Source organism: Rheinheimera sp. (genome assembly GCF_037442525.1).
Taxonomy (GTDB): Bacteria; Pseudomonadota; Gammaproteobacteria; order Enterobacterales; family Alteromonadaceae; genus Pararheinheimera.
Map to the genome: position 1 here is coordinate 1 of NZ_JBBIQD010000011.1, position 24,897 is coordinate 24,897.

Sequence of the window (24,897 nt, forward strand, 5' to 3'; positions counted from 1 at the left end):
CCTCAGAAATGACAGTGTCGGATGAAATTCTGAATCGTGCTGCCGACAAATACCGCCGTATCCGTAACACAGCCCGTTTCCTGCTGGCGAACTTAAAAGGCTTTAACCCGGCGACTGACGCGCTGCCGTTGGAGCAGCTGGTACAGCTGGATTTATGGCTGGTACAACGCGCAGCGAAATTGCAGCAGGAAATGGTCGATGCTTACGACAATTACCAGTTCCACCAGGTCAGTCAGAAGCTGATGAACTTCTGTACTGTAGAGCTGGGCAGTTTCTATCTGGACGTGATTAAAGACCGCCAGTACACCGCCAAAACGGACTCGCAGGCCCGCCGCTCGTGCCAGACCGCCTTGTACCATGTGATCCAGGCCATGGTGCGCTGGATGGCACCTATCATGAGCTTTACCGCACAGGAAATCTGGGAAGCCATTCCTGGTCAGGCGACAGAATTTGTCTTTACTGACGTTTGGTATCAAGGCCTGAATGCAGTGCCAGCAGGTCAGTTTAACGATGCCTTCTGGCAACAACTGCTGCAGGTGCGGGATGAAGTGAACAAAGTGCTGGAAGCGGCGCGTCGCGACGGCAAAATTGGCGCCTCCTTGCAGGCTGAAGTGACTTTATATGCCCAAGGTCAGTTAGCCGCAGATTTAACCGCTATTGGCGATGAGCTGCGTTTTGCGTTGATCACCTCCACCGCTGTGGTGTCAACAGAGGCTGCTCCGGCAGACGCTGCTGCCACTGAGCTGGCGGGATTGTCTGTGCTGATTCGCCCATCCACTGCTGCCAAATGCGACCGCTGCTGGCACCATCGTCATGATGTGGGCGCCAACCCGGCGCATCCGCTGATTTGTCTGCGTTGTGTCGACAATGTCGAAGGCGCTGGTGAAAGCAGGAAGTTTGCCTGATGAAATTATTTAGAGAAACCGGCTGGCACTGGTGGTGGCTGATGGTGCTGGTGCTGGTTGCTGACCAGCTGAGCAAAGTCTGGGTGATCCAGAATTTCAGTCTGGGCGAATCCATCGCCTTGCTGCCGGTGTTTAATTTTACTTATGCCCGTAACTACGGGGCCGCTTTTTCATTCCTGGGGGATGCCTCGGGCTGGCAGCGCTGGTTCTTTACTGCCATTGCTGTGGTGGTAAGCACAGTGCTGGCAGTCTGGTTGTCCCGGCTGAAGAAGGGCCAGTGGAAACTGAGCCTGGCGCTGGCGCTGATTATCAGTGGCGCGGTCGGCAATTTGATTGATCGCAGCCTGTATGGCTATGTAGTGGATTTTCTGCATGTGTTTTATCAGGACTGGCATTACCCTATTTTTAATATTGCCGATTGCGCTATTAGCGTCGGTGCTGCACTGCTGATTTGGGACAGTTTCAGCAGTGACAAAAAGACTTCTGAGGTGACGTCATGATCATTGGTGCTGGCAGTACAGTGATTTTCCACTTTGATATTAAACTGGCCGACGGCAGTGCCGCCGAATCAACCCGGGTGCATAACAAACCCGCCAGGTTGCAAATGGGGGATGGCAGTTTGTCACCGGCCTTTGAAGCGCAGCTGATGGGCATGGCCAAAGGCGATAAGCGCACTTTCACTTTAGCGCCTGAAGATGCCTACGGCATGCCGAACCCGGACAATATTTATTATGTGGACCGCAGCAAGTTTTCCGCCGATGCACCAGCCCAGGTCGGTATGATTGTTGGTTTTGCGATGCCAGATGGTTCGGAACTGCCGGGACTTATTCGTGAGGTGGTGGGCGATTCAGTCACTGTGGATTTTAACCACCCGTTGGCCGGCCAAACCCTGACCTTTAACGTGGAAATTGTGGAGGTGCAAAGCTGATGGATATTTTGCTGGCTAACCCACGTGGCTTTTGTGCCGGTGTCGACCGTGCAATAAGCATAGTGTCACGGGCGCTGGAAATTTACGAGCCACCTATTTATGTGCGGCATGAAGTAGTGCACAACAAGTTTGTGGTGGACGGCCTGCGCCGTGCCGGTGCAGTCTTTGTGGACGAACTGGATGAAGTGCCGGACGGTGCCATTGTGATTTTCTCTGCGCACGGCGTGTCACAAGCGGTGCGTGAAACGGCCAAACAGCGTGGCCTGAAAGTGTTCGACGCCACCTGCCCACTGGTCACTAAAGTGCATATGGAAGTCACCCGCGCCAGCCGTAAAGGGGTGGAGTGTATTCTGATCGGTCATGCCGGCCATCCGGAAGTGGAAGGCACTATGGGCCAGTACGACAATCCGGAAGGGGGCATTTATCTGGTCGAGTCGGTGGAGGATGTTGCCCGATTAGCGGTCAAAAATCCGGCCGAACTCTGTTACTCCAGCCAGACCACTTTATCGGTCGATGATACGGCTGATGTGATTGATGCGCTGCGCGCCCGCTTTCCTGACATTGAAGGCCCACGCAAAGATGACATTTGTTACGCCACGCAAAACCGACAGGATGCGGTGCGTGAGCTGTCCGCCAAGGTGCAACTGCTGCTGGTCGTCGGTGCCAAAAACAGCAGTAACTCCAACCGTTTACGTGAACTGGCTGAGAAAATGGGCTGTCAGGCGTACCTGATTGATACGGCGGCAGATATTCAGCAAGACTGGCTGGAAGGCGTCACTGCAGTGGGTGTAACAGCTGGTGCTTCGGCGCCTGAAGTGCTGGTAAAACAGGTAGTGGAACAATTAACCGCCTGGGGGGGGAAACAAGTGATTGAACACCCTGGCCGTGAAGAAAACGTGATTTTTGCGGTGCCGGCTGAATTGCGGTAAAGCGACTACTTTGGGGTCAGAGTCTGACTCTGACCCCAATCTTATCTATCTCACCATCGCATCAGAATTTAAAATCCAGCAACACAGGGTCGTGGTCGGACGAGCGGAATGCATCCGGTGCATACAACTGCTCTAACTGACGGTTCGATTTAAATTCCATGTTGTAATCCAGAATAGCCGGTTCATCAGCGTTGATAGCCCAGTGCTGGAACTGCTGTAACTTGCCTGCCAGCTCTTTACTGGCCAGCGCATGATCCAACGAGCCGGTGCGGCCACGGTAGACATAAGAATAATGCGCTTTGCCGTCCTGCTCCGGCGCCAGATGCAACCAGCCGTCTTTGGCCAGTTGCCGCAGCGGGTCTTCTTGACGGTAGGCATTCAAATCACCCATCAGCAGCTGATTCGTTGTGTTCACACCCGTTGGCTGGCTCTGCAGCCATTGATGCACGGCTGTGGCGGCTTCGACCCGGCTTTGGTTCCAGCAGCCCTGGCCATGATCGGCATCGACTGAGTTCTTATCTTCAGGGCAGCTGCCTTTGGATTTAAAATGGTTAATGCTGACGGTAAAGTGTTCACCGCCCTGGAGTGGCACAAAGGTCTGCGCCAAAGGCGCCCTAGAGCCATAGGCAAAGGGCCCTGTATTGATGACGGCCGCCTGGCCGCTTTGTTTCAGGCGGGTCTGGTCGTAAATCAGTGCCACTTTAATGGCGTCTGTGCCTTGTGCGGCTGCAGGTTGCACAAAGGCATAGCGGTCAGCGCCGAGCTTCTTGTTCAGTTCCCGCACCAGGGTGGCAATGGCACTGCGCGCATCAACACCATTATTTTCTACTTCCAGCAGTCCAATCACATCGGCATCCATCACCGACAGCGCCGCCAGCATTTTCGCTTGTTGCCTGCTGAGTTCTTCGGCTGTACTGGCGCCACGACGGGTTGGGAAGGGAGCTGCAGCAGATTCGCCGGTAAAGAAGTTCAGCACATTAAAGCTGGCCACCCGGATGCTGCCAGCACTTTTGGGTAACGGCGCGGGCTGGCGCGGGTTGGTGGCTTTAAATTGTGGCGCTGTGGCTGGGATCAGGCGATAACCTTGTTTGGTTTCAATCAGGTAGGCCTGCAGGTTGTGGACTGTATCACCAACCCGTACCGTGTGTTTGGCGCTTAAACCGCCGGTTGGGTAGCGGATAGGATCCGGGTTCTGTTGGCTCAGGCCGTCATCCAGCCAGATTTCACTGAAGCGCTGTTGCTGTTCAAAGGCTTTGGCATCTTTGCCGGCAGGCATCAGTTCAGTGGCCACCCATAACCGCTTGTCGGCCAGTAAAATTTCACCATAACGGGCCAGCGGGTAGCTGTCGTTCACAATCAGCGCTTGGGGGAAACTCAGTAACATGCCTTCCACGGCTTCCCAGTCTGCTTTGGAGTTGACTGGCAACTGAAAACTTTGCGCCGCCGGTAACCTCTGTTCACCACAAACAGTCGCCTGCACCCGTTCCAGTGCGGTCATGCCATGTCGCTCCGCCACCACAGCAGTTAATTGCAATTGTTGACCGGCTTTGACTGTGGCGGCCAGTTTGCTGTCGGCAAGCAGCAAGGCTTCGCTGCTGCCTGGGTTAGTGTCTGGCGTCAGGCTATGCACCAGCACAGCGGCGTCTTTGCTGTTTGGGTAAAGCACGGCGCTGACTACACCTGCTGTTTGTACTGGCTGGCCCAGTAACGGGCTCTGCTTGCCTGTACCTTGGATTTGGCTGATGCTTTGCGTCAGCTGACAGCTGGCATGGACAGCCAGACTGCAGGTCGAGGCCAGCAGAATACTGATTACACTGAGTTTCATCCGAATGTCCTGAGAGAATAAATGAGCTGACAGCCTAAAGTAGTGGCAAAGAATGACAAGAGGATGGCAGGGCAATCAACAGAATTTTTGTTCTGTTGGCCGAATTAACCAGCAGCCCAAAGAAAAAGCCGCCTGAATGGGCGGCTTAGAGGCGAAAAATTTTGGCTTAGCTGCGTTCGCGGGCTATGGCACGGTAGCCAATATCGCGGCGGCTGAAGACGCCCTCCCACTTAATCTGATCCACCAGCTGGTAGGCCGCTTGCTGTGCAGCAGTCACTGAGGTGCCTAAGGCGGTGGCGCACAGGACCCGGCCGCCCGCAGTCAGTACCTGACCGTCTTTGAGTACGGTACCGGCATGAAAGACTTTGGCTTCGCGGCTGTCTGCGGTCGGTAAACCCGAAATCACATCCCCTTTGCGGTACTCATCCGGGTAGCCACCGGCTGCCAATACCACGCCCACTGCAGCGCGCGGGTCAAACTCAATTTGGGTCTGATCGAGTTTGCCTTCAGTCGCCGCTTTGCATAATGCGACCAGATCGGATTTCAGGCGCATCATAATAGGCTGAGTTTCTGGGTCACCGAAACGGCAGTTAAACTCCAGTACCTTGGCGGTCCCATCCGGTGCCACCATCAGGCCTGCATAGAGGAAACCAGTGTAGACATTGCCTTCCGCGGCCATACCATTTACAGTTGGGTAAATGACGTTCTGCATCACCCAGTCATGCACGGCAGGAGTCACCACTGGCGCCGGTGAGTAGGCACCCATGCCACCGGTATTCGGGCCTTTGTCGCCGTCGTCTCGGGCTTTGTGGTCCTGAGATGAGGCAAAAGCCAGTACGTTTTTACCGTCGACCATCACGATAAAGGACGCTTCTTCACCGACCAGAAACTCTTCAATCACCACCCGGCTGCCGGCTGAACCAAACTTATTGCCGGCCAGCATGTCGTCAATAGCGGCAAAAGCTTCGTCTTTGTTTTGAGCAATAATGACCCCTTTACCGGCGGCCAGGCCGTCGGCTTTGATGACAATAGGCGTCCCTTGTTGTTCAACATAAGCTTTAGCTGCTGCGATCTCGGTAAAGTTGCCATAAGCAGCGGTGGGAATAGCGTGGCGGGCCAGAAAATCTTTGGCGAAGGCTTTGGAGCTTTCCAGTTGGGCGCTGGCCTGAGTCGGGCCAAAAATAGCCAGACCTTCAGCGCGGAATTGGTCGACCACCCCTTTGGCCAGCGGTGCTTCAGGGCCGACTATGGTCAGATCGATGCCTTCAGCTTTGGCAAAAGCGGTCAGTGCCACCACGTCATCGGCGGCAATGGCCAGATTGGTCAGGTTTGGCTCCAGCGCTGTACCGGCATTGCCTGGCGCGACAAACACCTGCTGTACATCCGGCGATTGCGCCGCTTTCCAGGCCAGAGCATGTTCGCGGCCACCGCCGCCTATCACTAATACTTTCATGGTTTCTTCCGGTGTGACTGCTAGTAAATTAATGGGTATCAGGTTTGCGGAACTTCAGCGTCATGCGATCGCTTTCGCCAATGGCCAGATACTTGTCTTTATCCTGTTCTTTTTGTGACAGCGTCGGAGGTAAGGTCCAGACACCGCCAGGATGGTCCGCTGTATCTTTTGGATTGGCGTTGATTTCGCTGCTGGCTTCCAGCTTGAAACCGGCTTTTTCGGCCAGTTCTATCGCTAAACTTTGTGGGAAATAACCGGATTTTAACCAGTCGTTGCCTTTTTTCGCTTCTGGTAAACGGTGCTCCACCACGCCCAGCACGCCCCCTGGTTTTAAGGCGTCATAAAAGGATTTAAAGGCGTCGACCATGCCTTGTTCACCTTTTTGCATATACCAGTTGTGCAGGTTACGAAAAGTCAGCACTACATCGGCACTGCCGGCTGGTGCCACCTGTTGGCCTGGTACAGGCGAGAATTCTGTCAGTACCACATTTTTATACACATCATTGCTGGCCAGTTTTTCTTTAAAGGCCGCCAGAGTGCGTTTGCTGTAATCCGAGGTGCTGTTGGCCGGATGGTGGGCGGCATAATACTTACCTTCGGCGCTTAATAAGGGCGCCAGGATTTCGGTGTACCAGCCTGAGCCCGGGGAAATTTCAACCACTGTGCTTTTCGGTGTCACTTCAAAGAAACTCAGTGTTTCTAGCGGGTGGCGGTAGATGTCGCGTGCTTTATTCGCATCGCTGCGCACAGGGTTATTCAGCGCCTGCTGGAGTGCAGAGCTGTCAGCAGCCTGAATAAAAGGCGTTAAAACTAAAGCGGAAACAACGATCAACTTGGGTAACAGAGTCATCAGGGTATCCCTCTTCATTGTTATAAACCGGCGCTAGTGTACCAAAGCAGTGCTGGATTTGCAGTCAGAAATCACCAGTGGAGGGAAATCTGGTTTCGTCCAAAGTAGATGGCTGGACTGCTAAAATTCAGTCAACAATTGATTCACTGCGTGCTAAAATGCCGCCCCTTAAATTTGCAGACGCCATTGTTATTCACATCGAAACTGGCTGGAGAACGCATGCTGGAGCAGATCCGAATCGTCCTGGTGGAAACTTCCCATACCGGCAATATAGGGTCAGTGGCCCGTGCCATGAAAACCATGGGCCTGAGCCAACTGGTGCTGGTCAGCCCAAAAGAGCTACCGGATGGTCAGGCCTATGCGTTGTCAGCCGGTGCCAGTGATGTGCTGGCCAATGCACGGGTGGTGGACAGCTTAGCGCAGGCGATTGCCGACTGCCGGCTGGTGATTGGCACCAGCCACAAGCCGAAAAGCCAGGATCATCAGGTGCTGAACCCGCGGCAGGCCGCAGAGCTGACAGTGCCGGAATTGACCAACGGACCTGTCGCTATTGTATTTGGCCGGGAAAGCAACGGTTTGTCCAATGATGAATTGAGGCTCTGTCATTACCATTTGTGTATTCCAACCAGTGCTGAATACACCTCGCTGAACCTGGCGATGGCGGTGCAGGTGGTCAGTTATGAGATGCGTATGGCGCTGCTTGCGCAGCAACCTGCGCAGGATCAGGCTTCAGAAGAGAAAACCAGCTACCCCACCTCAGAACAGCTGGAAGGCTTTTATCAGCATTTGCAGACCACTTTGGATCAAACCGGTTTTATTATCCGGGCTCATCCCGGTCACATTATGATTAAATTGCGGCGCCTGTTTACCCGGGCGCGGCCGGATGAAATTGAACTGAATATATTGCGTGGCATTTTAACCTCAGTTCAGCGTTTTGGCGGCGTAAATAAAAGCGTTGCAACCCCAGAGCAGCAGTAAGCACAAGGACCCAGTCATGTTTGCAGGCATCAAAGAAGACATTAAAAGTGTATTTGAGCGTGATCCGGCAGCACGCAGCTTTTTCGAAGTACTGACCAACTACCCGGGCTTGCATGCGATTTGGTGGCACCGGCTGAATCACAAAGTCTGGAATGCCGGTTTTAAATGGCTGGCGCGCTTTTTGAGCACCATAGCCCGCTGGTTAACGGGCGTCGAAATTCACCCGGGTGCCCGCATTGGCCGCCGTTTTTTTATCGACCATGGCATGGGAGTGGTCATTGGGGAAACGGCAGAAATTGGGGACGATGTGACGCTGTACCATGGGGTAACTTTAGGTGGAACCAGCTGGAATCCAGGCAAACGCCACCCGACTTTAGGCAATCACGTGGTGATTGGTGCTGGTGCCAAAATACTTGGCCCTTTGTATGTCGGCGAAAATGCCCGTATAGGTTCTAATGCGGTGGTGGTGAAAGATGTACCTGCCGGCGCCACTGTGGTTGGTATTCCTGGCCGTATCGTTGCCAAGCAGGATTCGGCCATTACAGAGCAGCGCCAGGAGCTGGCAAAAAAATTTGGTTTTGATGCCTATGCGGTGTCCAGCGACAACCCGGACCCTGTGGCGCAGGCGATGGGCCGGATGCTGGATCATATTCATTTCCTGGATGGCAAAGTGTCAGAACTGTGCCAGAGCATCAATACCCTGGGCGGCAATGTCTGCAGTCAGATGCCGGAAATCAAGATTGAAGATGAAGCCGTGCGCGAAGCGGAGCGTTTGGCTGCGCTGCAGCGCAAAAAAGAAATCGACGAATTCGATCCGACGATTTAATTAAAAAAACGGATGAACCTGAGCAGATAATACCTGACTAACTTAGTAGGATTTATACTTGACTAATTTAGTCGGAAATGTACAATTTGCGCCATTCGAACCGGGGAGTCAGTTATGCGTTTAACCTCTAAAGGCCGTTACGCCGTGACCGCTATGCTGGATGTCGCTTTGCATGCGAAAACAGGCCCGGTTCCATTGGCAGATATTTCCCTGCGCCAGGGCATTTCCTTGTCTTATCTGGAACAGTTATTCGCCCGACTGCGTAAACAAGGTTTAGTGCAAAGTGTGCGTGGTCCTGGTGGTGGTTACCAGTTAGGCCGGGAAGCTGCACAAATTTCTGTGTCGGCGGTGATCAGTGCGGTGGATGAGTCAGTGGACGCCACCCGTTGTCAGGGCAAATCTGATTGTCAGAGCGGTGCCAAATGCCTGACCCACAGTCTTTGGACCGACTTAAGTGATCGTATTGAGGATTTTCTGACCAATGTCACCTTGGGTGAACTGGTCAGGAAAAACGAAATTCAAAACGTGGCCAAACGTCAGGACAGCCGCGTGAACAAGAATCCAGCAACTGATATTGAGATCAGTTGCCAGTTGTAAGGCCAGAGCCGGAGCAGATCATGAAGCTACCTATTTATTTGGATTATGCCGCCACTACGCCAGTGGATCAGCGCGTTGCTGAAAAAATGATGCAATACATGACGATGGACGGGACCTTTGGGAACCCGGCGTCACGTTCGCATAAATTTGGCTGGCAGGCAGAAGAAGCGGTAGAAGTCGCCCGTGCTCAGGTGGCCGAACTGGTCAATGCGGACCCACGTGAAATCGTGTTCACCTCAGGTGCAACTGAATCAAACAACCTGGCCATCAAAGGTGCTGCACATTTTTACCATAAAAAAGGCAAGCACCTGATCACGGTCAAAACCGAACACAAAGCCGTGCTGGACACCATGCGTGATCTGGAGCGTGAAGGGTACGAAGTGACCTATTTGCAGCCTCAGGCCAATGGTTTACTGACCATGGAACAACTGACTGCCGCCATTCGCCCGGATACCATCTTAATCAGTGTGATGTTCGTCAATAACGAAATTGGGGTGGTACAGGATATTGCGGCCATTGGTGAGATCTGTCGTGAGAAAGGCATAATCTTCCATGTGGATTCTGCTCAGGCCGCCGGCAAAGTCGATATCGACCTGCAAACCTTGAAAGTGGACCTGATGTCTTTTTCTGGCCACAAGGCCTACGGTCCTAAAGGTATAGGTGCTTTGTATGTGCGCCGTAAACCCCGTATCCGTCTGGAAGCCCAGATGCACGGTGGTGGGCATGAGCGTGGTATGCGTTCAGGCACGCTGCCGACCCATCAGATTGTTGGTATGGGCGAAGCCTTCCGTATTGCCAAAGAAGAAATGCATGCAGAGCGCGAGCGCATTGCGATGTTGCGTGACCGGTTGTGGAATGGCATCAAAGGCATTGAACAGACCTTCCTCAATGGGGATACCGAACAACGTATTCCTGGTATCACCAATGTCAGTTTTAACTACGTGGAAGGTGAATCGTTGATTATGGCGCTGAAAGACATTGCCGTCTCTTCAGGTTCAGCCTGTACCTCAGCCAGCTTAGAGCCGTCTTATGTATTAAGGGCTTTAGGCCTGACCGACGAGCTGGCTCATAGCTCCATCCGTTTCAGTATTGGCCGTTATACCACGGAAGCCGATATCGACCATACCATTAAGATAGTCAACGAAGCGATCGGCAAGTTACGCGATATGTCACCGCTGTGGGAAATGTTTAAAGACGGCGTGGACTTAAACTCTGTGGCCTGGGTGGCCCACTAATCAGTGCAGGATTAAGAGGTACGAAAAATGGCTTACAGCAACAAAGTAATTGATCACTACGAAAACCCTCGCAATGTTGGCTCTTTTGCCAAAGATGACCCGACTGTGGCTACCGGCATGGTTGGCGCACCGGCGTGCGGTGACGTGATGAAGCTGCAAATCAAGGTAAACGAGCAAGGCGTGATTGAAGACGCCAAGTTTAAAACCTACGGTTGCGGCAGCGCTATTGCCTCCAGCTCCTTAGTCACGGAGTGGGTGAAAGGCAAAACGCTGGACGAAGCGGCACAAATCAAAAACACCGACATTGCACAGGAACTGGCGTTGCCTCCAGTGAAAATTCACTGCTCTATTCTGGCAGAAGATGCCATTAAAGCAGCGATCGACGATTACAAATCTCGGCACGGGAACTAAGTTATGGCCATCAGCATGACGCCGGCAGCTGCAGACCGGGTGCGCAGTTTTCTGACCAATCGCGGTAAAGGTATTGGCCTGCGTGTTGGGGTGAAAACCACGGGTTGTTCTGGTTTGGCTTATGTACTGGAGTTTGTTGACGAGCTGAATGCCGATGATCAGGTGTTTGAAGAGTTTGGTCTGAAGCTGATTGTGGATGGCAAAAGCCTGGTCTATATCGACGGCACTCAGCTGGATTTTGTCAAAGAAGGTTTAAACGAAGGCTTCCAGTTTAATAACCCAAACGTCAACGGCGAATGTGGTTGTGGCGAAAGCTTTACCGTCTGATTAAGGACGCAGATGAACTATTTTCAGCTGTTTCATCTGCCAGCTCAGTTTGAGCTGGATTTGGCCGAACTCGGTACCCGTTATCTGGAATTACAGCGTAATTTCCACCCGGATAAATTTGCCGCCGCTTCAGAGCGAGACCGGCTGATGGCGGTGCAGCAGGCTGCCAATATTAATGATGCTTACCATAGCCTGAAGCACCCGTTGCTCAGGGCTGAACATTTGTTGGCCTTGCGTGGCTTGAAAATCAGCCAGGAACAACGCAGTTTTACCGACCCGGCGTTTTTGATGCAGCAGATGGAGCTGCGTGAGCTGCTGGCGGAGATCCCGCATAGCCCAAATCCGGATGAGCTGATTGAGGATGCAGAACAGCAGATCGGCCAGCAACGCAAAGCCTTACTCAAACAGCTGCGAGAGTCGCTGGACAAGCAGCAGCCGGAGCAGGATCAACGATCGGCCGATCTGGTCCGCAAGCTGAAATTCTTCTATAAGCTGGAGCAGGAGCTCGAGCTGATTGAACAACAACTTCACGATTAAGAAGCAACATGGCGTTATTACAAATCGCAGAACCAGGCCAAAGCGCCGCTCCGCATCAGCACAAATTGGCTGCAGGCATTGATTTAGGCACGACCAATTCGTTGGTGGCCACTGTTCGTAGTGGCGAAGCCAGGACTCTGCCCAATTCAGCAGGCCATGACATGCTGCCTTCTGTTGTACGCTACACCGAATCCAGTGTGATTGTTGGCCACGACGCCATGGCCCAGGCTGTGCTGGATCCGCACAACACCATTATTTCGGTCAAACGCCTGATGGGCCGTGGTTATGCAGAAATGCAGGCTGAAGCTTCGCATTTACCTTATCAACTGGTCGATCAGGGGGGGCTGGTTGCGATTGACACAGTGCAGGGCGTGAAAAACCCGGTCGAGGTGTCGGCAGAAATTCTGGCGACTCTGGCCGATACGGCCAGTCAGACCTTGGGCGGTGAGCTGACCGGGGTGGTGATTACCGTACCGGCTTATTTTGACGACGCGCAGCGTCAGGCGACCAAAGACGCGGCCAAACTGGCTGGCCTGAACGTATTACGTTTACTGAATGAACCCACAGCGGCCGCACTGGCTTATGGCCTGGATTCAGGTCAGGAAGGCGTGATTGCGGTCTATGATTTAGGTGGCGGCACTTTTGATATTTCTATTTTACGCCTGCAAAAAGGTGTGTTTGAAGTGCTGGCGACCGGTGGCGATTCTCAGTTGGGTGGGGATGATTTTGACCAGGCGCTGGTCGAATGGTTACAGCAACAAAGTGGTGTACTGGAACTGAGCCACAGTGAACTGCGTCAGTACTTAGTGACGGCACGCGCTGTGAAAGAACAATTGTCCAGCCAGCCGAAGGTGCAGTTCACTCTGCCTGTGGCTGGTGCTCAATTCGCAGGTGAGATCAGCCGCGAGCAATTTGATGCGCTGGTACAGCCTTTGGTGCGTAAAACCATCCGCGCCTGCAAACAGGTGCTGCGTGATGCCGGACTGGATACCGAGCAGGTGCAACAGGTGGTGATGGTCGGTGGTTCTACCCGGGTGCCTCTGGTGCGTACTGCAGTGGCTGAGTTTTTTGCGGCTGAGCCCCTAACTTCGATTGACCCGGATAAAGTGGTGGCTATAGGTGCAGCCATTCAGGCCAATGTACTGGTGGGCAATAAATCCGGTACCGACACCTTGTTATTGGACGTCACACCCTTGTCGCTGGGGATTGAAACCATGGGTGGCCTGGTGGAGAAAATTATTCCGCGTAATACCGTGATCCCAGTGGCGCGTGCGCAGGAATTCACCACCTTTAAAGATGGTCAGACGGCCATGGCCATCCATGTACTGCAAGGTGAGCGTGAGCTGGTCAGCGATTGCCGCTCTTTAGCCCGTTTTACCCTCACAGGTATTCCGCCTATGGCGGCCGGCGGCGCCCATATCCGTGTCACCTTCCAGGTGGATGCTGACGGTTTATTGAATGTCACTGCCCAGGAAAAATCCAGCGGTGTCAGCGCCAGCATTCAGGTCAAACCTTCTTATGGCCTGACCGACGATCAGGTGGCCTCTATGCTGCAAAGTTCCATGCTCTATGCCAAACAGGATATGCAGCAACGCTTGCACAAAGAGCAACAGGTGGAAGCGCTGCGGGTACTGGAAGCCGTGCGCGCCGCGCTGCAGCAGGATGCGCATTTGCTGGATCCAAACGAGCTTGCGGCTATTGAGCAGGCGCTCGAAGCGCTTGAGCGGGCCCGTGAACAGGCAGATACAGCTGGTATCAAAGCGGCCATTGAGCACGCCAACCATAGTACGGATGAATTTGCTGCACGGCGTATGGATCAGTCGATCCGTCAGGCGCTGCGCGGCCATAAAGTGGACGAGGTCTGATATGCCACAAATCGTTTTTTTACCTCATGCTGAGTTGTGCCCTGAAGGCGCGGCGGTTGAAGCCCAAACCGGCGAGTCTGTGCTGGATGTTGCGCTGCGCTCTGGCATTTCCATTGAACACGCCTGTGAGAAATCCTGCGCCTGCACGACCTGCCATGTGATAGTGCGTGAAGGTTTTTATTCGCTGGAACCCAGTGACGAACTGGAAGACGACATGCTGGATAAAGCCTGGGGCCTGGAGCCGGAATCGCGGTTGGGTTGTCAGGCACTGGTGGCGGATGAAGACCTGGTTGTGGAAATTCCGAAATACACCATTAACCTGGCCAGTGAAGGTCACTAAGCTGTCACAAAACTCAGCAAAGCTGTACAAATGCCGCCTTGACGCGGCTTTTGTGCTTTTTGGGGTGAAATGTAGGTTTTTTTTATTTGTTCGCGTATAATTCGCGGCCACAATTTTTTCACTTAGTTAATTTTTTAGGAGTCTGTCATGGCTTTGGAACGTACCTTTTCAATCATCAAACCAGATGCAGTAGCCAAGAACGTTATCGGCGCTATCTACAACCGTTTTGAATCAGCTGGTTTACGTATCGTTGCAGCCAAAATGCTGCACTTAAGCCGTGAACAGGCCGAAGGTTTCTACGGCGAGCACAAAGAGCGTCCATTCTTCAACGCTCTGGTGTCTTTCATGACGTCAGGCCCTGTGATGATTCAGGTGCTGGAAGGTGAAGACGCCGTGCGTAAAAACCGTGAAATCATGGGTGCAACCAACCCAAAAGACGCTCTGGCCGGTACTTTACGTGCTGACTACGCTGCCAGCATCGACGAAAACGCTGTTCACGGTTCAGATGCTGCTGCTTCTGCTGCCCGTGAAATCGCGTTTTTCTTCACTGACGCTGAACTCTGTGGCCGTACCCGTTAATTCAGGGCGCTGGATACCTCTTTAACCCGGTTTAAAGAGACTCCGAAAGGTCATCTCAAACAGATGAAAAGGGGGCTTGGCCCCCTTTTCATCTGTTTGAGATGACCTATACCTATTGTTAGATCTTGTTGTGAGGAACGCTGTGATGAGCGCTGTCGAAACTAAAGTCAATTTGCTGGACCTGACCCGGACTCAGATGAAGGAGTTTTTTGTGTCCATTGGGGAGCAAGGCTTTCGGGCGGATCAGGTGATGAAGTGGATTTATCACTTCTGCATTGATGATTTCGACAAGATGACCAACATCAACAAGAAGCTACGCGACAAGCTCAAAGCCACCGCTGAAATTAAAGCACCCCATGTGGTGACCCGTCAGGACAGTGCTGATGGCACTATTAAATTTGTGATGGGGTTGGCCGGTGGCCAGGAAGTGGAAACTGTCTGGATCCCGGAAAAAGACCGCCGTACCTTGTGTGTGTCCTCTCAGGTCGGTTGTGCACTGGACTGCTCCTTCTGCTCGACAGCGCAGCAGGGCTTTAACCGTAACCTGACAGTCTCTGAAATTATTGGTCAGGTCTGGCGGGTGGCGCAGATCATCGGCAGCTATGGCGACACGGGTGAAAAACCAGTCACCAACGTGGTGATGATGGGCATGGGCGAACCGCTGCTGAATCTGAACAACGTGGTTCCGGCCATGGAACTGATGATGGAAGACTATGGGTTTGGTCTGTCCAAACGCCGTGTCACTTTAAGTACCTCAGGTGTAGTGCCGGCACTGGATCTGCTGAAAGACAAAATTGATGTCGCGCTCGCCATTTCGCTGCATGCGCCAAACAATGAACTGCGCAATGAACTGGTGCCTGTCAATAAAAAGTACCCGATGGAAGAATTCCTGGCGGCGTCCAGGCGCTATGTGGCCAATTCACGTGCCAATGACAAAGTCACAGTGGAGTATGTGATGCTGGATGGCATCAACGACAGCACAGATCAGGCGCATGAGCTGGCCAAAGCATTGAAAGACACACCGTCCAAAATTAATTTAATTCCGTTTAACCCTTACCCTGGCTCGCCTTATAAGCGCTCCAGCAATTCACGCATTGACCGCTTTAATAAAGTGCTGCAGGAATATGGCTTCACGGTCATAGTACGGAAAACCCGTGGTGATGACATTGACGCGGCCTGTGGTCAGCTGGTGGGGGATGTGATTGACCGTACCAAACGTCTGGTGAAAAAACAGATGAAAGGTGAGTCAATTTCAGTAAAAATGGTGTAACCACCGGCAGCAAGGACAGATTATGCAACTAAGGCCTTGGCTTACCTGCGTTGTACTCTGTATCCCTCTGACGGCCTGCGTCACCCAAACCACTGTGACTGCGGCCGACCGTCAGCATCAACCTAACCTGGATATGACGGAAGCGGCCCGCACCAGGGTCGCTTTGGGTATTAATTACCTGCAGGTCGGCGACAAATCTCAGGCCAAATACAATCTCGATAAAGCCTTGCAGATGGCACCGCAGCTGGCAGAAGTACAGAATGCGCTGGCTTACTACTACCAGCAGGTGCAAGACCATGAAGCGGTGGTCAAGGCCTATCAACAGGCGATGGCGCTGGAGCCGGATAATGCCGATTCCTACAATAATTTTGGTGCCTACCTGTGTCAGCAGGGCCAGTATCAGCAGGCAGAGCAGCTGTTACTGGCAGCGATAAAGCGGCCTGGTTATTTCCGTGTGGCTGACAGTTATGAAAATCTGGCGCTGTGCGCGTTGGAACAAAACGATTTCACCCATGCCAGACATTATCTGAGCTTATCCCTTACTCATAATGCGACAAGGCCCAGTGCCCAGTTCAATTCTGCCGCTTTGTATTACGCCACCAAACAGCTGGAACAGGCGGCGCAAACGCTGGAGCTGATGCAACGCGCTTCCCAATTGTCTGCCCCGGTCTTGCTACTGAGTTATCAGGTGGCCCAGGAACAACGGCAGTGGAAAACCATGCAGGACGCAGAACAGCAATTATTCAGCCTGTACCCGCAAAGCCGGGAGGCTTTGCTGCTGAGTCAGCAGCAATTATCAAAATCGGAATTCAGTGTGCTAAGACAACGCTATCTGGCCAGCACGGCCTCCGCAGCTGTGAGCCCGGCTCAGCAACCGCGTATCAAGATAGTTCTTAAAAAAAGTGCAACTGCAGAAAGCAACAAAAGTCAGCGGCGGCATCAGGTGCAAGCCAATGAAAGCTTGGCTGGCATAGCGCAGCAATACGGTGTTACTATGAGCGACCTAATCAGCTGGAACGCGTTGCGGCCTGATCAGGCTCTGCAGGAAGGCCAATGGCTGTACCTGACCGGAGCTGACCGCGCAGACCAAGTAACATTACCTCAGCGCTATCAGGTGAAGGACGGGGAAACCCTGTCGCAGATTTCGCTGCGTTACAACATAAAACTCGCACGCCTGCTGCAATGGAACAACTTAACAGAGCAAAGCCCGGTACGGGCTGGCCAATTTATCTACTTAAAAGATCCGGCACATTTGGACTATGACAACTGAACTTGAGCAGACTGTGCTTACGGTAGGACAATGCCTGAAGCAGGCACGTGAGCAGCAGCAACTCACTGCACAACAAGTCGCTTTGCAACTGAATTTAAAAACCAGTCTGATTGACGATCTGGAAGCAGATCGTTTCGATCCTAAATTATCTCCTACTTTTTACCGGGGCTACCTGCGCTCTTATGCCAAATTACTGAAGTTGCCTGAGAATGCCTTGCTGGAGCAATACAGCAAAGAAACCAAAGGCCTGCAACAGACACCAAGCCTGACCCGCAGTTTCTCCAAACGCACCGCCAAAGAAGCGACCGACAGCCGGTATATCTGGCTGACCTGGCTCGTGGTGCTGAGCTTTATCGTATTGCTGGTGATGTATTTCTGGCAAAACCGGCTGGATGGGCAGCCTGTGTCTGCGCCTTTGCCTGTGGTTGACACTGAGCAGACGGCTCAGCAGCAGGAAGAACAAGCCAGTGCTGCCAATTGGACGAACCCAGAACAAAACGCCGTAGTGGCAGACACGACAGCGCAACATGCAGTTCCTGTTTTGACAGATGCTGTTGCTGACACAAACCAGCCTGTGGCAGAGGATGCGGCCAGACAACATGTTACGGCTGAACCTCTCAATACAGAGGCAGAGCGTCAGCCACAGCAAACCGATCCTGTTTCTGCTGCGACTGTACCGCAACAGAATTCTGAGCCTCAGGCAGACGCTGGCACTACTGTGCCACAAGTGAACGAAGAACCTCAGGCGCCTGTGACTCAGTTGGTGCAACCAGCCGTTTCAGTACCAACTGATACGGACAGCGGCAGCGCCAATACGCCGGCAGCGCTGAACAGCCCAGTGCCTGAGCAACAGCAGGCACAGCAGACTGAAAACACTGGGCTAAACAGCGCAGCGGCCAGTAGCCTGGTGCTCAGTTTCAGTGGCGACTGCTGGGTGGAAATTACGGATGCCAGTGGAAAGCGGCTGGCTTTTGGTGCGCGCAGCGCAGGTGACAGCCTGGAGCTGAGCGGCGTAGCTCCGGTGAAAGTCTTGCTAGGAAACGCGTCTGCAGCACAGCTCAGCTTTGATGGTCAGCCAATAGATTTATCCGGCTATGCACAAGGCCGGGTGGCCCGTTTAACTTTGGGACAGTGAGTATGAGTTACGCTGAAAACCCGATTAAAAGACGTCAGTCAACGCAAATCAAAGTAGGCACTGTGTTAGTAGGTGGTGATGCCCCTATTTCAGTGCAGTCGATGACCAATACCAAAACCACAGATGTGGAAGCCACGCTGGCGCAAATTGACGCCATTGCCAAAGCCGGAGCCGATATGGTGCGGGTGTCGGTGCCGACTATGGATGCGGCTGAAGCCTTCAGGCTGATTAAACAACGCGCTCCGATCCCGTTGGTGGCCGATATCCATTTTGATTACCGTATTGCGCTGCAGGTGGCTGACTATGGCGCCGATTGTTTGCGTATTAACCCGGGCAATATAGGCCGGGAAGATCGTATCCGTGCTGTGGTTGAAGCAGCCCGTGATCGCAATATTCCTATTCGCATTGGTGTGAATGGCGGCTCGCTGGAGCAAGACCTGCAGGAAAAATACGGTGAACCTACGCCGGAAGCACTGGTCGAGTCGGCAATGCGTCATGTCGACATTTTAGACCGGCTGAACTTTGATCAGTTTAAGGTTTCAGTCAAAGCCTCCGACGTCTTTCTGGCTGTGGGGGCTTACCGTTTACTGGCCAAACAAATTAAACAGCCGTTGCATTTAGGTATTACGGAAGCTGGCGGCGCCCGCTCCGGTGCAGTCAAATCCGCCATAGGCCTTGGTATGTTATTGTCTGAAGGCATTGGTGATACCTTGCGGATTTCGTTGGCAGCAGACCCGGTTGAAGAAGTCAAAGTGGGTTTTGACATTCTCAAATCGCTGCGTATTCGTTCCCGTGGTATTAATTTTATCGCCTGCCCCAGCTGCTCGCGGCAGGAATTTGATGTGATCAAAACCATGAACGAGCTGGAACAACGGCTGGAAGACGTGGTGGACCCGCTGACGGTATCGGTGATTGGTTGTGTGGTCAACGGGCCGGGCGAAGCGTTGATCTCCGATCTCGGTGTGGCGGGGGCAAACCGGATGAGTGGTTTTTATGTCAATGGTCAGCGCCAGAAGCTGCGCATTGACAATAGTCAGGTGGCCGAACAACTGGAAGCTCAAGTGCGGGCGTATCTGGAAGAAAAGAAGCGTCAGATTGAAATCAAACAGCTGGATTAAGGCCAGCTTTTTGCCAAAAGAGAGTGTGTAGTGTCAAAAGATATCCAGGCCATTCGTGGCATGAATGACTGCTTACCGGCAGAAACAGCGCAGTGGCAACATATTGAACAGGTGCTGCGCAGTACAGTGCAAAATGCTGGTTACCAGGAAATCCGTTTTCCTATCGTTGAGATGACCGAGCTGTTTAAGCGCTCTATCGGTGAAGTCACTGACATCGTTGAAAAAGAGATGTACACCTTTGCTGATCGCAACGGCGACAGCCTGACCTTGCGCCCGGAAGGTACCGCCTGCTGTGTGCGGGCTGCCAATCAGCATGGCTTGCTGTACAACCAGGAACAACGCCTCTGGTATATGGGCCCGATGTTCCGTCACGAGCGGCCGCAAAAAGGCCGCTACCGCCAGTTTCATCAGTTTGGTCTGGAAGCTTTTGGTATGGCCGGGCCGGATATCGATGCGGAAGTGATTTTGCTCAGTGCCCGTATGCTGAAGCAACTGGGGCTGTCATCTTATGTCAAATTGGAGCTGAACTCGTTGGGCTCTAACCAGGCCAGGGCCGATTACCGTGCTGCACTGGTGGCTTATTTGGAGCAGCATAAAGAGCTGCTGGATGAAGACAGCCTGCGCCGCCTGTACAGCAACCCGCTGCGGGTACTGGACAGCAAGAACCCGGCGATGCAAGAGATGTTGGGTAAAGCGCCGCAACTGCTGGACCATCTGGATGACGAGTCCAAAGCGGATTTCGAAGCTTTAAAGCAGCGTCTGACGGCGGCTAGCGTCACTTTTGAAATCAACCCGCGTTTAGTGCGTGGTCTCGATTATTACAACAAAACCGTGTTCGAGTGGGTGACGACTAACCTGGGATCACAAGGCACCGTCTGTGCCGGTGGCCGTTACGATGGCCTGGTCGAACAGTTGGGTGGAAAATCAACGCCGGCAGTGGGTTTTGCCTTGGGGCTGGAGCGGCTGGTATTATTGCTGCAAACGCTGGAGCTGATGCCGGTATTACCTTCGCAAACAGACCTTTATCTGATGCCATTAGGCGAAGCGGCGGAACTTGCTGCTGTTTCCATTGCCGAACAGCTGCGCGACGCTCTGCCTGGCCTGCGGCTGATGCTGCACTGCGGTGGTGGTAATCTGAAGAAACAACTGAAAAAAGCGGATAAATCCGGTGCCTCGCTGGGCTTATTGCTGGGTGAAACTGAGCTGGCTCAGGGTGAAGTGACATTAAAATGGCTGCGTGAAGACAAGCCGCAACACAATATCAAACTGAATGAATTAAGCGGCGTGCTGAGCGAGCTGATTTAAGGGAATTTGAATGGAAATTTACAATACCGAAGAACAACAGGTTGAAGCGATTAAACGCTTCTGGAAAGAAAACGGTCTGGCTATTGCGGCAGGTGTCGTACTGGGCTTAGGCGGTCTGTATGGCTGGCGTTATTACCAAAGCAGCCAGCTGGAGAAAACCATGGCGCAATCTCAGTCTTACAGCGAGCTTCTGGAAAAAGCCCAGGGTGAAGATAACGCGGAACTGGCACAGCAGTTTCAGAGTTTTGTCGAGGCGAATGCCGATTCTTCGTACGCTATGCTGGCCGCTTTTGTCGCAGCCAAAGAAGCGGTTGAGAAAAAAGATTATGCGGCTGCTGTAAAGTCGCTGAATTTTGTAGTGACCTCTGCCAAACAACCAGAAATGAAGGCGATGGCACAATTGCGTTTGGCGCGCGTACAGCTGGAGCAAAAAGATCATGCTGCTGCGCTGAGCACTCTTGCAGCATCAATGCCTGAAGCCTTTAAAGCCCAGCAGGAAGAATTAAAAGGTGACGCTTTATTGGTGGCCGGTGATGCGGCCAAAGCTAAAACGGCTTATCTGGCAGCTCAAGCTGCTGCCAAAGAAGGCCAGAGCCCGATACTGAAAGTGAAGTTAGACGAACTGGCGCATGTAACTGCAGCATAAGGTGGTTTTGTGAAGTTATGCTTAAACCGCGCCGGTCTGGTTCTGGCGCTGCTGACGGTACTGAGTGCCTGTTCGTCCAAAGACGAACTGGTGTACCCAGAGATCAGCAACAAAATTAAACCGGATGAAATCTGGAGTGCTTCAGTGGGCGATGGGGTAGAGCATTATGACTCTGCGCTGAAGCCGCTGATCCTCGGCGATAAAGTCTTTGCCGCCAGTCGTGCTGGTTATGTCATGGCTTTCGAACGGGAGACAGGTCGTAAACTCTGGACTTTCGATGCCCGCACGGACGAGTCTGCCGGTTTTTTGGATTCCCTGAATTTCTGGAATGACGAAACCGCCCGCTTGTCCGGTGGCGTCAGCGCTGGTTATGACAAAATTTATGTGGGCAGTGAAAACGGCGACGTCATTGCGCTGAACCCGGAAACAGGTGAATTGGTCTGGCGGGTGAAAGTGGGCGGGGAAGTCATTGCCAGCCCGGCCGCAGGTGATGGGTTTGTGGTGGTGAATACCTCTGCAGGTTCTGTCTTTGCATTGCATCCGGATACGGGTGAGCAGCGCTGGAAACATGAGCAGGAAACCGCATTGCTGAGTTTGCGCGGCACCAGTGAGCCGGTGATCGCCAGCGGTGGTGTTATTTTTGGTTCCGGCGCAGGTAAAGTCGCAGTACTGATTGCAGACAAAGGCGTGTTGGCTTGGGAACAAAGCATTGCAGTGCCAAAAGGTGCAACCGATTTGTCGCGTATGAACGACGTGGACGCCACCCCCATCATCATTGACGGCATGATTTACGCTATCGCCTATAATGGTGAACTGACGGCGTTGGACCTGCGTACCGGTCGCCCGGTCTGGAAACGGGAGTACTCCACCTTCCGGGATATGGCGATTGAAGGCAGCTCCATTTATATCGTCGACAGCACAGGGAAGATTTTTGCCATTGACCGCCGTAATGGCCTGGAACAATGGTCGCAAATGGGGTTGAACAAGCACTTGTTGACTGGCCCTGTGATGTACAAAGATTATCTGGCTATTGGCGATGTGGAAGGCAACCTGTTCTGGCTGGATAAAAACAGCGGTGAATTTGTTGGCCAGTTTAGTTATGGTTCAGGCTTCTATACTCAGGGCGTTAGCAATGGGGACGACCTGGTGATCCAGACCCGTGACGGTGAGCTGAGTTTAATTCGTTTACCTTAACCGCACTGAGCAGTTAAAATACAGGGTCGGGCTGTGAGTTTCACATCCCGACCCTGTTGTTTCATGGCCTGTGAAGGCCCCTTGTTGTGCTTTTTGCACAACCTTTGATTGGATTTGAGGTAAAACATGTTACCTGTAGTGGCGTTAGTCGGCCGTGCCAATGTTGGCAAATCAACCTTATTTAACCGTTTGACCCGGACCCGCGATGCGCTGGTGGCTGACTTTCCGGGCCTGACGCGTGACCGTAAGTACGGCACGGTCAAATATGAAGGTTACGAATTTATTGTGGTGGATACCGGGGGTATCGACGGCAATGAACAAGGTATTGAAGTGGAGATGGCAGAGCAATCGCTCAAAGCCATTGACGAAGCCGATGTGGTGTTATTTATGGTGGACGCCCGTGCTGGTGCTATGGTGGCCGACGAAGCCATCGCCACGCACATTCGCCGTATCAATAAAAAAGTCTTTCTGGTCGCTAACAAAACCGACGGCCTGGATGCAGACACCGCAGTGGCCGACTTCTACAGCCTGGGTTTGGGGGAAGTTTACCCTATTGCTGCAGCGCATGGCCGCGGTGTAGTGTCCTTGCTGCAAACCGCATTATTGCCATTGTTATCTGAACAACAGCAGGAACGTATTCACGCTATTGAGCAAGGTGAAAACCCAGACGAGCTGGATGAAGACGAAAACTTTGCCGAAGGCGAAGACAGCAAGGCGGCACGCGACCAGCACATTAAGCTGGCCATTGTCGGCCGCCCCAATGTAGGTAAATCGACGCTGACCAACCGTATTCTGGGTGAAGAGCGGGTGGTGGTGTTTGACATGCCCGGGACCACACGGGATGCGATTTATATTCCAATGACCAGGGGTGAACGCGAGTACACGCTGATCGACACCGCAGGTGTGCGTCGTCGTGGCAAAATCGATGATATGGTCGAAAAGTTTTCCGTGATCAAAACCCTGCAGGCGATTGAAGATGCCAATGTGGTGATTTTGGTGCTGGATGCCCGTCAGGGTATTTCCGATCAGGACCTCAGCATTCTGGGCTATGTACTCAATGCGGGCCGCTCGTTAGTGATTGCGGTCAACAAATGGGACGGTCTGGATGATGGCGTGAAAGACGAAGTGAAACGCGAACTGGACCGTCGTTTAGGTTTTATCGACTTTGCCCGCCTGCATTTTATTTCGGCCTTGCATGGCTCAGGGGTCGGTAACCTGTTTGAATCGGTGGAAGAAGCCTTTGATTCTGCGACCCGCCGAGTCAGCACAGCCCTGTTAACCCGTATTATGAAAATGGCGCAGGAAGACCACCAGCCGCCGCTGGTCAATGGCCGCAGGGTGAAACTGAAATACGCCCACGCCGGTGGTTACAACCCACCGATGATCGTGATCCATGGTAATCAGGTGCAGGATTTACCGGATTCGTACAAGCGTTACCTGATGAACTATTACCGCAAGTCCTTGCAGATGATGGGGACGCCAGTGCGGGTTGAATTCCGTGAAGGGGACAACCCCTTTGCCCAACGTCGCGAGAATCTGACGCCGAACCAGCGTTATAAGCGGGACCGCATCTTAAAAGCCAGGGCGAATCTGGCAAACAAGAAGTAATAAAAAGGGCCGCATTTGCGGCCCTTTGCTTTCGCTCTGACGTTTAGCCGTGTTGTGGCAGGGCTTTGAGGTAAATATCCGGGTAGCCTGACAGCGCGGCATGCACTTGCTGGGTTCCCTCGTCGGCCAGTACCTGAGACAGACCTTGTTCCAGAGCGTCATAGGTGCGTTCAACGACAAACTCTGGCGTCACTTTAGGCACTTCAAGACCTTTGGTCAGATCGGTGTCGATAAAGCCAACATGCAGGGCCAGTACCTGAGTATTCTGGCTCAGTAACTCCTGGCGTAAGGCGTTGGTCATGGACCAGGCGGCAGACTTGGTGACTGAATAAGTCGCCAGCAACGGGCCCGTGATCCAACTGGCGATCGACAGCACATTGACAATAGCGCCGCCGCCATTGGCTTTTAGTGTTGACGCAAAGGCCTGACTTAAGCGCAGTGGCCCATAGAGGTTCACCTCCAGCTGGCGCTGCATCATGGTTACCGCATCGTCGGCCAAAATGGGGCCTAGTTCAGCCACCCCTGCATTATTGACCAACAGCGTGACGTCCCTCAGCTCCTGCGCAACCCGTTGCACTTCTGCCACATTGGTGACATCCAGTTGCACCGGCGTTACGCCTTCTAAGGTGATGCTGGCCGGGTTGCGTGCTGCGGCATAGACTTTTTTAGCTCCACGTTTTAATGCTTCTTTGGCAAAAGCCAGGCCCAGGCCACGGTTTGCGCCGGTGATCAGTACCACTGCATTTTCAAAATTCATCGCTTGCTC

26 protein-coding genes are annotated in these 24,897 nt (G+C 52.9%); 22 read left to right on the forward strand and 4 right to left on the reverse strand.

Features of this window, described 5'->3' with window-relative positions:
* The 4 genes from WKJ03_RS14560 to ispH form a co-directional block, all read left to right on the forward strand.
* The coding region (locus WKJ03_RS14560) for a class I tRNA ligase family protein (protein WP_337842957.1) at positions 1 to 905 on the forward strand (905 nt) is incomplete at its 5' end.
* On the forward strand, positions 905 to 1,405 hold the full coding sequence (lspA, locus tag WKJ03_RS14565; protein WP_337842958.1) for a signal peptidase II: 501 nt from the start codon (positions 905 to 907) through the stop codon (positions 1,403 to 1,405). The genes WKJ03_RS14560 and lspA, both read left to right, overlap by 1 nt.
* On the forward strand, positions 1,402 to 1,833 hold the full coding sequence (gene fkpB / locus WKJ03_RS14570) for an FKBP-type peptidyl-prolyl cis-trans isomerase (protein ID WP_337842959.1): 432 nt from the start codon (positions 1,402 to 1,404) through the stop codon (positions 1,831 to 1,833). The genes lspA and fkpB overlap by 4 nt, the downstream gene beginning before the upstream one ends.
* Positions 1,833 to 2,762 (forward strand): 4-hydroxy-3-methylbut-2-enyl diphosphate reductase, encoded by a 930-nt coding sequence (gene ispH, locus WKJ03_RS14575; RefSeq protein WP_337842960.1) that lies wholly within the window; start codon positions 1,833 to 1,835, stop codon positions 2,760 to 2,762. The genes fkpB and ispH overlap by 1 nt, the downstream gene beginning before the upstream one ends.
* 61 nt (positions 2,763 to 2,823) lie before the next feature.
* Here ispH and WKJ03_RS14580 read toward each other — a convergent pair whose 3' ends face one another.
* The 3 genes from WKJ03_RS14580 to WKJ03_RS14590 all read right to left on the reverse strand — a co-directional run bounded on the left by WKJ03_RS14580 (position 2,824) and on the right by WKJ03_RS14590 (position 6,890).
* The gene (locus WKJ03_RS14580; protein WP_337842961.1) at positions 2,824 to 4,587 is read right to left on the reverse strand and encodes an ExeM/NucH family extracellular endonuclease; all 1,764 of its coding nucleotides are present in this window, start codon (positions 4,585 to 4,587) and stop codon (positions 2,824 to 2,826) included.
* Positions 4,588 to 4,753: 166 nt separating this feature from the next.
* Positions 4,754 to 6,040, reverse strand: a complete 1,287-nt coding sequence (gene purD, locus WKJ03_RS14585; RefSeq protein WP_337842962.1) for a phosphoribosylamine--glycine ligase — start codon at positions 6,038 to 6,040, stop codon at positions 4,754 to 4,756.
* A 28-nt stretch (positions 6,041 to 6,068) separates the two neighbouring features.
* The gene (locus WKJ03_RS14590) at positions 6,069 to 6,890 is read right to left on the reverse strand and encodes a methyltransferase (protein ID WP_337842963.1); all 822 of its coding nucleotides are present in this window, start codon (positions 6,888 to 6,890) and stop codon (positions 6,069 to 6,071) included.
* Between the two features lie 219 nt (positions 6,891 to 7,109).
* On the opposite strand from WKJ03_RS14590, the gene trmJ reads away from it, so the two are divergent.
* The 18 genes from trmJ (at position 7,110) to der (ending at position 24,131) form a co-directional block, all read left to right on the forward strand.
* Positions 7,110 to 7,868 (forward strand): tRNA (cytosine(32)/uridine(32)-2'-O)-methyltransferase TrmJ, encoded by a 759-nt coding sequence (gene trmJ, locus WKJ03_RS14595; RefSeq protein ID WP_337842964.1) that lies wholly within the window; start codon positions 7,110 to 7,112, stop codon positions 7,866 to 7,868.
* Complete coding sequence (gene cysE, locus WKJ03_RS14600; RefSeq protein WP_337842965.1) at positions 7,846 to 8,694, forward strand: serine O-acetyltransferase; 849 nt, start codon at positions 7,846 to 7,848, stop codon at positions 8,692 to 8,694. Before trmJ ends, cysE begins: the two co-directional genes overlap by 23 nt.
* Before the next feature lie 114 nt (positions 8,695 to 8,808).
* Positions 8,809 to 9,291: a Fe-S cluster assembly transcriptional regulator IscR gene (gene iscR / locus WKJ03_RS14605; protein ID WP_337842966.1), complete on the forward strand. Its 483-nt coding sequence runs from the start codon at positions 8,809 to 8,811 to the stop codon at positions 9,289 to 9,291.
* 20 nt (positions 9,292 to 9,311) lie between these two features.
* Positions 9,312 to 10,526, forward strand: coding sequence for an IscS subfamily cysteine desulfurase (locus WKJ03_RS14610; RefSeq protein ID WP_337842967.1), 1,215 nt, complete (start codon positions 9,312 to 9,314; stop codon positions 10,524 to 10,526).
* Positions 10,527 to 10,553: 27 nt separating this feature from the next.
* The gene (gene iscU, locus WKJ03_RS14615; protein ID WP_337842968.1) at positions 10,554 to 10,937 is read left to right on the forward strand and encodes a Fe-S cluster assembly scaffold IscU; all 384 of its coding nucleotides are present in this window, start codon (positions 10,554 to 10,556) and stop codon (positions 10,935 to 10,937) included.
* Positions 10,938 to 10,940: 3 nt separating this feature from the next.
* Complete coding sequence (iscA, locus tag WKJ03_RS14620; protein WP_337842969.1) at positions 10,941 to 11,264, forward strand: iron-sulfur cluster assembly protein IscA; 324 nt, start codon at positions 10,941 to 10,943, stop codon at positions 11,262 to 11,264.
* Positions 11,265 to 11,276: 12 nt separating this feature from the next.
* On the forward strand, positions 11,277 to 11,801 hold the full coding sequence (hscB, locus tag WKJ03_RS14625; protein WP_337842970.1) for a co-chaperone HscB: 525 nt from the start codon (positions 11,277 to 11,279) through the stop codon (positions 11,799 to 11,801).
* A gap of 8 nt (positions 11,802 to 11,809) precedes the next feature.
* On the forward strand, positions 11,810 to 13,666 hold the full coding sequence (gene hscA / locus WKJ03_RS14630) for a Fe-S protein assembly chaperone HscA (RefSeq protein ID WP_337842971.1): 1,857 nt from the start codon (positions 11,810 to 11,812) through the stop codon (positions 13,664 to 13,666).
* A gap of 1 nt (position 13,667) precedes the next feature.
* Positions 13,668 to 14,006 carry an ISC system 2Fe-2S type ferredoxin gene (gene fdx, locus WKJ03_RS14635; protein ID WP_337842972.1) on the forward strand — a complete coding sequence of 113 codons (339 nt, stop codon included), beginning with the start codon at positions 13,668 to 13,670 and terminating at the stop codon, positions 14,004 to 14,006.
* A gap of 147 nt (positions 14,007 to 14,153) precedes the next feature.
* Complete coding sequence (ndk, locus tag WKJ03_RS14640; protein ID WP_337842973.1) at positions 14,154 to 14,585, forward strand: nucleoside-diphosphate kinase; 432 nt, start codon at positions 14,154 to 14,156, stop codon at positions 14,583 to 14,585.
* A gap of 145 nt (positions 14,586 to 14,730) precedes the next feature.
* Complete coding sequence (locus WKJ03_RS14645; protein WP_337842974.1) at positions 14,731 to 15,855, forward strand: bifunctional tRNA (adenosine(37)-C2)-methyltransferase TrmG/ribosomal RNA large subunit methyltransferase RlmN; 1,125 nt, start codon at positions 14,731 to 14,733, stop codon at positions 15,853 to 15,855.
* A 22-nt stretch (positions 15,856 to 15,877) separates the two neighbouring features.
* Entirely contained in the window at positions 15,878 to 17,125 is a 1,248-nt protein-coding gene (gene pilW, locus WKJ03_RS14650) for a type IV pilus biogenesis/stability protein PilW (RefSeq protein ID WP_337842975.1), read from the forward strand.
* Complete coding sequence (locus WKJ03_RS14655) at positions 17,115 to 18,260, forward strand: RodZ domain-containing protein (protein ID WP_337842976.1); 1,146 nt, start codon at positions 17,115 to 17,117, stop codon at positions 18,258 to 18,260. The genes pilW and WKJ03_RS14655 overlap by 11 nt, the downstream gene beginning before the upstream one ends.
* Before the next feature lie 2 nt (positions 18,261 to 18,262).
* A complete protein-coding gene (ispG, locus tag WKJ03_RS14660) occupies positions 18,263 to 19,378 on the forward strand; it encodes a flavodoxin-dependent (E)-4-hydroxy-3-methylbut-2-enyl-diphosphate synthase (protein WP_337842977.1) in 1,116 nt (371 codons plus the stop codon).
* Positions 19,379 to 19,408: 30 nt separating this feature from the next.
* On the forward strand, positions 19,409 to 20,683 hold the full coding sequence (hisS, locus tag WKJ03_RS14665) for a histidine--tRNA ligase (RefSeq protein WP_337842978.1): 1,275 nt from the start codon (positions 19,409 to 19,411) through the stop codon (positions 20,681 to 20,683).
* 10 nt (positions 20,684 to 20,693) lie between these two features.
* Positions 20,694 to 21,329, forward strand: coding sequence for a tetratricopeptide repeat protein (locus WKJ03_RS14670; RefSeq protein WP_337842979.1), 636 nt, complete (start codon positions 20,694 to 20,696; stop codon positions 21,327 to 21,329).
* Between the two features lie 9 nt (positions 21,330 to 21,338).
* Positions 21,339 to 22,523 carry an outer membrane protein assembly factor BamB gene (bamB, locus tag WKJ03_RS14675; RefSeq protein WP_337842980.1) on the forward strand — a complete coding sequence of 395 codons (1,185 nt, stop codon included), beginning with the start codon at positions 21,339 to 21,341 and terminating at the stop codon, positions 22,521 to 22,523.
* Between the two features lie 126 nt (positions 22,524 to 22,649).
* Entirely contained in the window at positions 22,650 to 24,131 is a 1,482-nt protein-coding gene (der, locus tag WKJ03_RS14680; protein ID WP_337842981.1) for a ribosome biogenesis GTPase Der, read from the forward strand.
* A 43-nt stretch (positions 24,132 to 24,174) separates the two neighbouring features.
* Here der and WKJ03_RS14685 read toward each other — a convergent pair whose 3' ends face one another.
* On the reverse strand, positions 24,175 to 24,888 hold the full coding sequence (locus WKJ03_RS14685; RefSeq protein ID WP_337842982.1) for an SDR family oxidoreductase: 714 nt from the start codon (positions 24,886 to 24,888) through the stop codon (positions 24,175 to 24,177).
* Between the last annotated feature and the right edge of the window lie 9 nt (positions 24,889 to 24,897).

Excerpts from the sequence above, each read along its gene's own strand:
- pilW (WP_337842975.1), top strand. The coding sequence starts at position 15,878 with ATGCAACTAAGGCCTTGGCTTACCTGCGTTGTACTCTGTATCCCTCTG.
- WKJ03_RS14670 (WP_337842979.1), top strand. The coding sequence starts at position 20,694 with ATGGAAATTTACAATACCGAAGAACAACAGGTTGAAGCGATTAAACGC.
- WKJ03_RS14580 (WP_337842961.1), bottom strand. The coding sequence starts at position 4,587 with ATGAAACTCAGTGTAATCAGTATTCTGCTGGCCTCGACCTGCAGTCTG.
- WKJ03_RS14645 (WP_337842974.1), top strand. The coding sequence starts at position 14,731 with ATGAGCGCTGTCGAAACTAAAGTCAATTTGCTGGACCTGACCCGGACT.
- fkpB (WP_337842959.1), top strand. The coding sequence starts at position 1,402 with ATGATCATTGGTGCTGGCAGTACAGTGATTTTCCACTTTGATATTAAA.
- ispG (WP_337842977.1), top strand. The coding sequence starts at position 18,263 with ATGAGTTACGCTGAAAACCCGATTAAAAGACGTCAGTCAACGCAAATC.
- der (WP_337842981.1), top strand. The coding sequence starts at position 22,650 with ATGTTACCTGTAGTGGCGTTAGTCGGCCGTGCCAATGTTGGCAAATCA.
- iscR (WP_337842966.1), top strand. The coding sequence starts at position 8,809 with ATGCGTTTAACCTCTAAAGGCCGTTACGCCGTGACCGCTATGCTGGAT.
- WKJ03_RS14655 (WP_337842976.1), top strand. The coding sequence starts at position 17,115 with ATGACAACTGAACTTGAGCAGACTGTGCTTACGGTAGGACAATGCCTG.
- WKJ03_RS14590 (WP_337842963.1), bottom strand. The coding sequence starts at position 6,890 with ATGACTCTGTTACCCAAGTTGATCGTTGTTTCCGCTTTAGTTTTAACG.
- iscU (WP_337842968.1), top strand. The coding sequence starts at position 10,554 with ATGGCTTACAGCAACAAAGTAATTGATCACTACGAAAACCCTCGCAAT.
- WKJ03_RS14610 (WP_337842967.1), top strand. The coding sequence starts at position 9,312 with ATGAAGCTACCTATTTATTTGGATTATGCCGCCACTACGCCAGTGGAT.
- hscB (WP_337842970.1), top strand. The coding sequence starts at position 11,277 with ATGAACTATTTTCAGCTGTTTCATCTGCCAGCTCAGTTTGAGCTGGAT.
- hscA (WP_337842971.1), top strand. The coding sequence starts at position 11,810 with ATGGCGTTATTACAAATCGCAGAACCAGGCCAAAGCGCCGCTCCGCAT.
- trmJ (WP_337842964.1), top strand. The coding sequence starts at position 7,110 with ATGCTGGAGCAGATCCGAATCGTCCTGGTGGAAACTTCCCATACCGGC.
- ndk (WP_337842973.1), top strand. The coding sequence starts at position 14,154 with ATGGCTTTGGAACGTACCTTTTCAATCATCAAACCAGATGCAGTAGCC.
- fdx (WP_337842972.1), top strand. The coding sequence starts at position 13,668 with ATGCCACAAATCGTTTTTTTACCTCATGCTGAGTTGTGCCCTGAAGGC.
- purD (WP_337842962.1), bottom strand. The coding sequence starts at position 6,040 with ATGAAAGTATTAGTGATAGGCGGCGGTGGCCGCGAACATGCTCTGGCC.
- iscA (WP_337842969.1), top strand. The coding sequence starts at position 10,941 with ATGGCCATCAGCATGACGCCGGCAGCTGCAGACCGGGTGCGCAGTTTT.
- lspA (WP_337842958.1), top strand. The coding sequence starts at position 905 with ATGAAATTATTTAGAGAAACCGGCTGGCACTGGTGGTGGCTGATGGTG.
- WKJ03_RS14685 (WP_337842982.1), bottom strand. The coding sequence starts at position 24,888 with ATGAATTTTGAAAATGCAGTGGTACTGATCACCGGCGCAAACCGTGGC.
- ispH (WP_337842960.1), top strand. The coding sequence starts at position 1,833 with ATGGATATTTTGCTGGCTAACCCACGTGGCTTTTGTGCCGGTGTCGAC.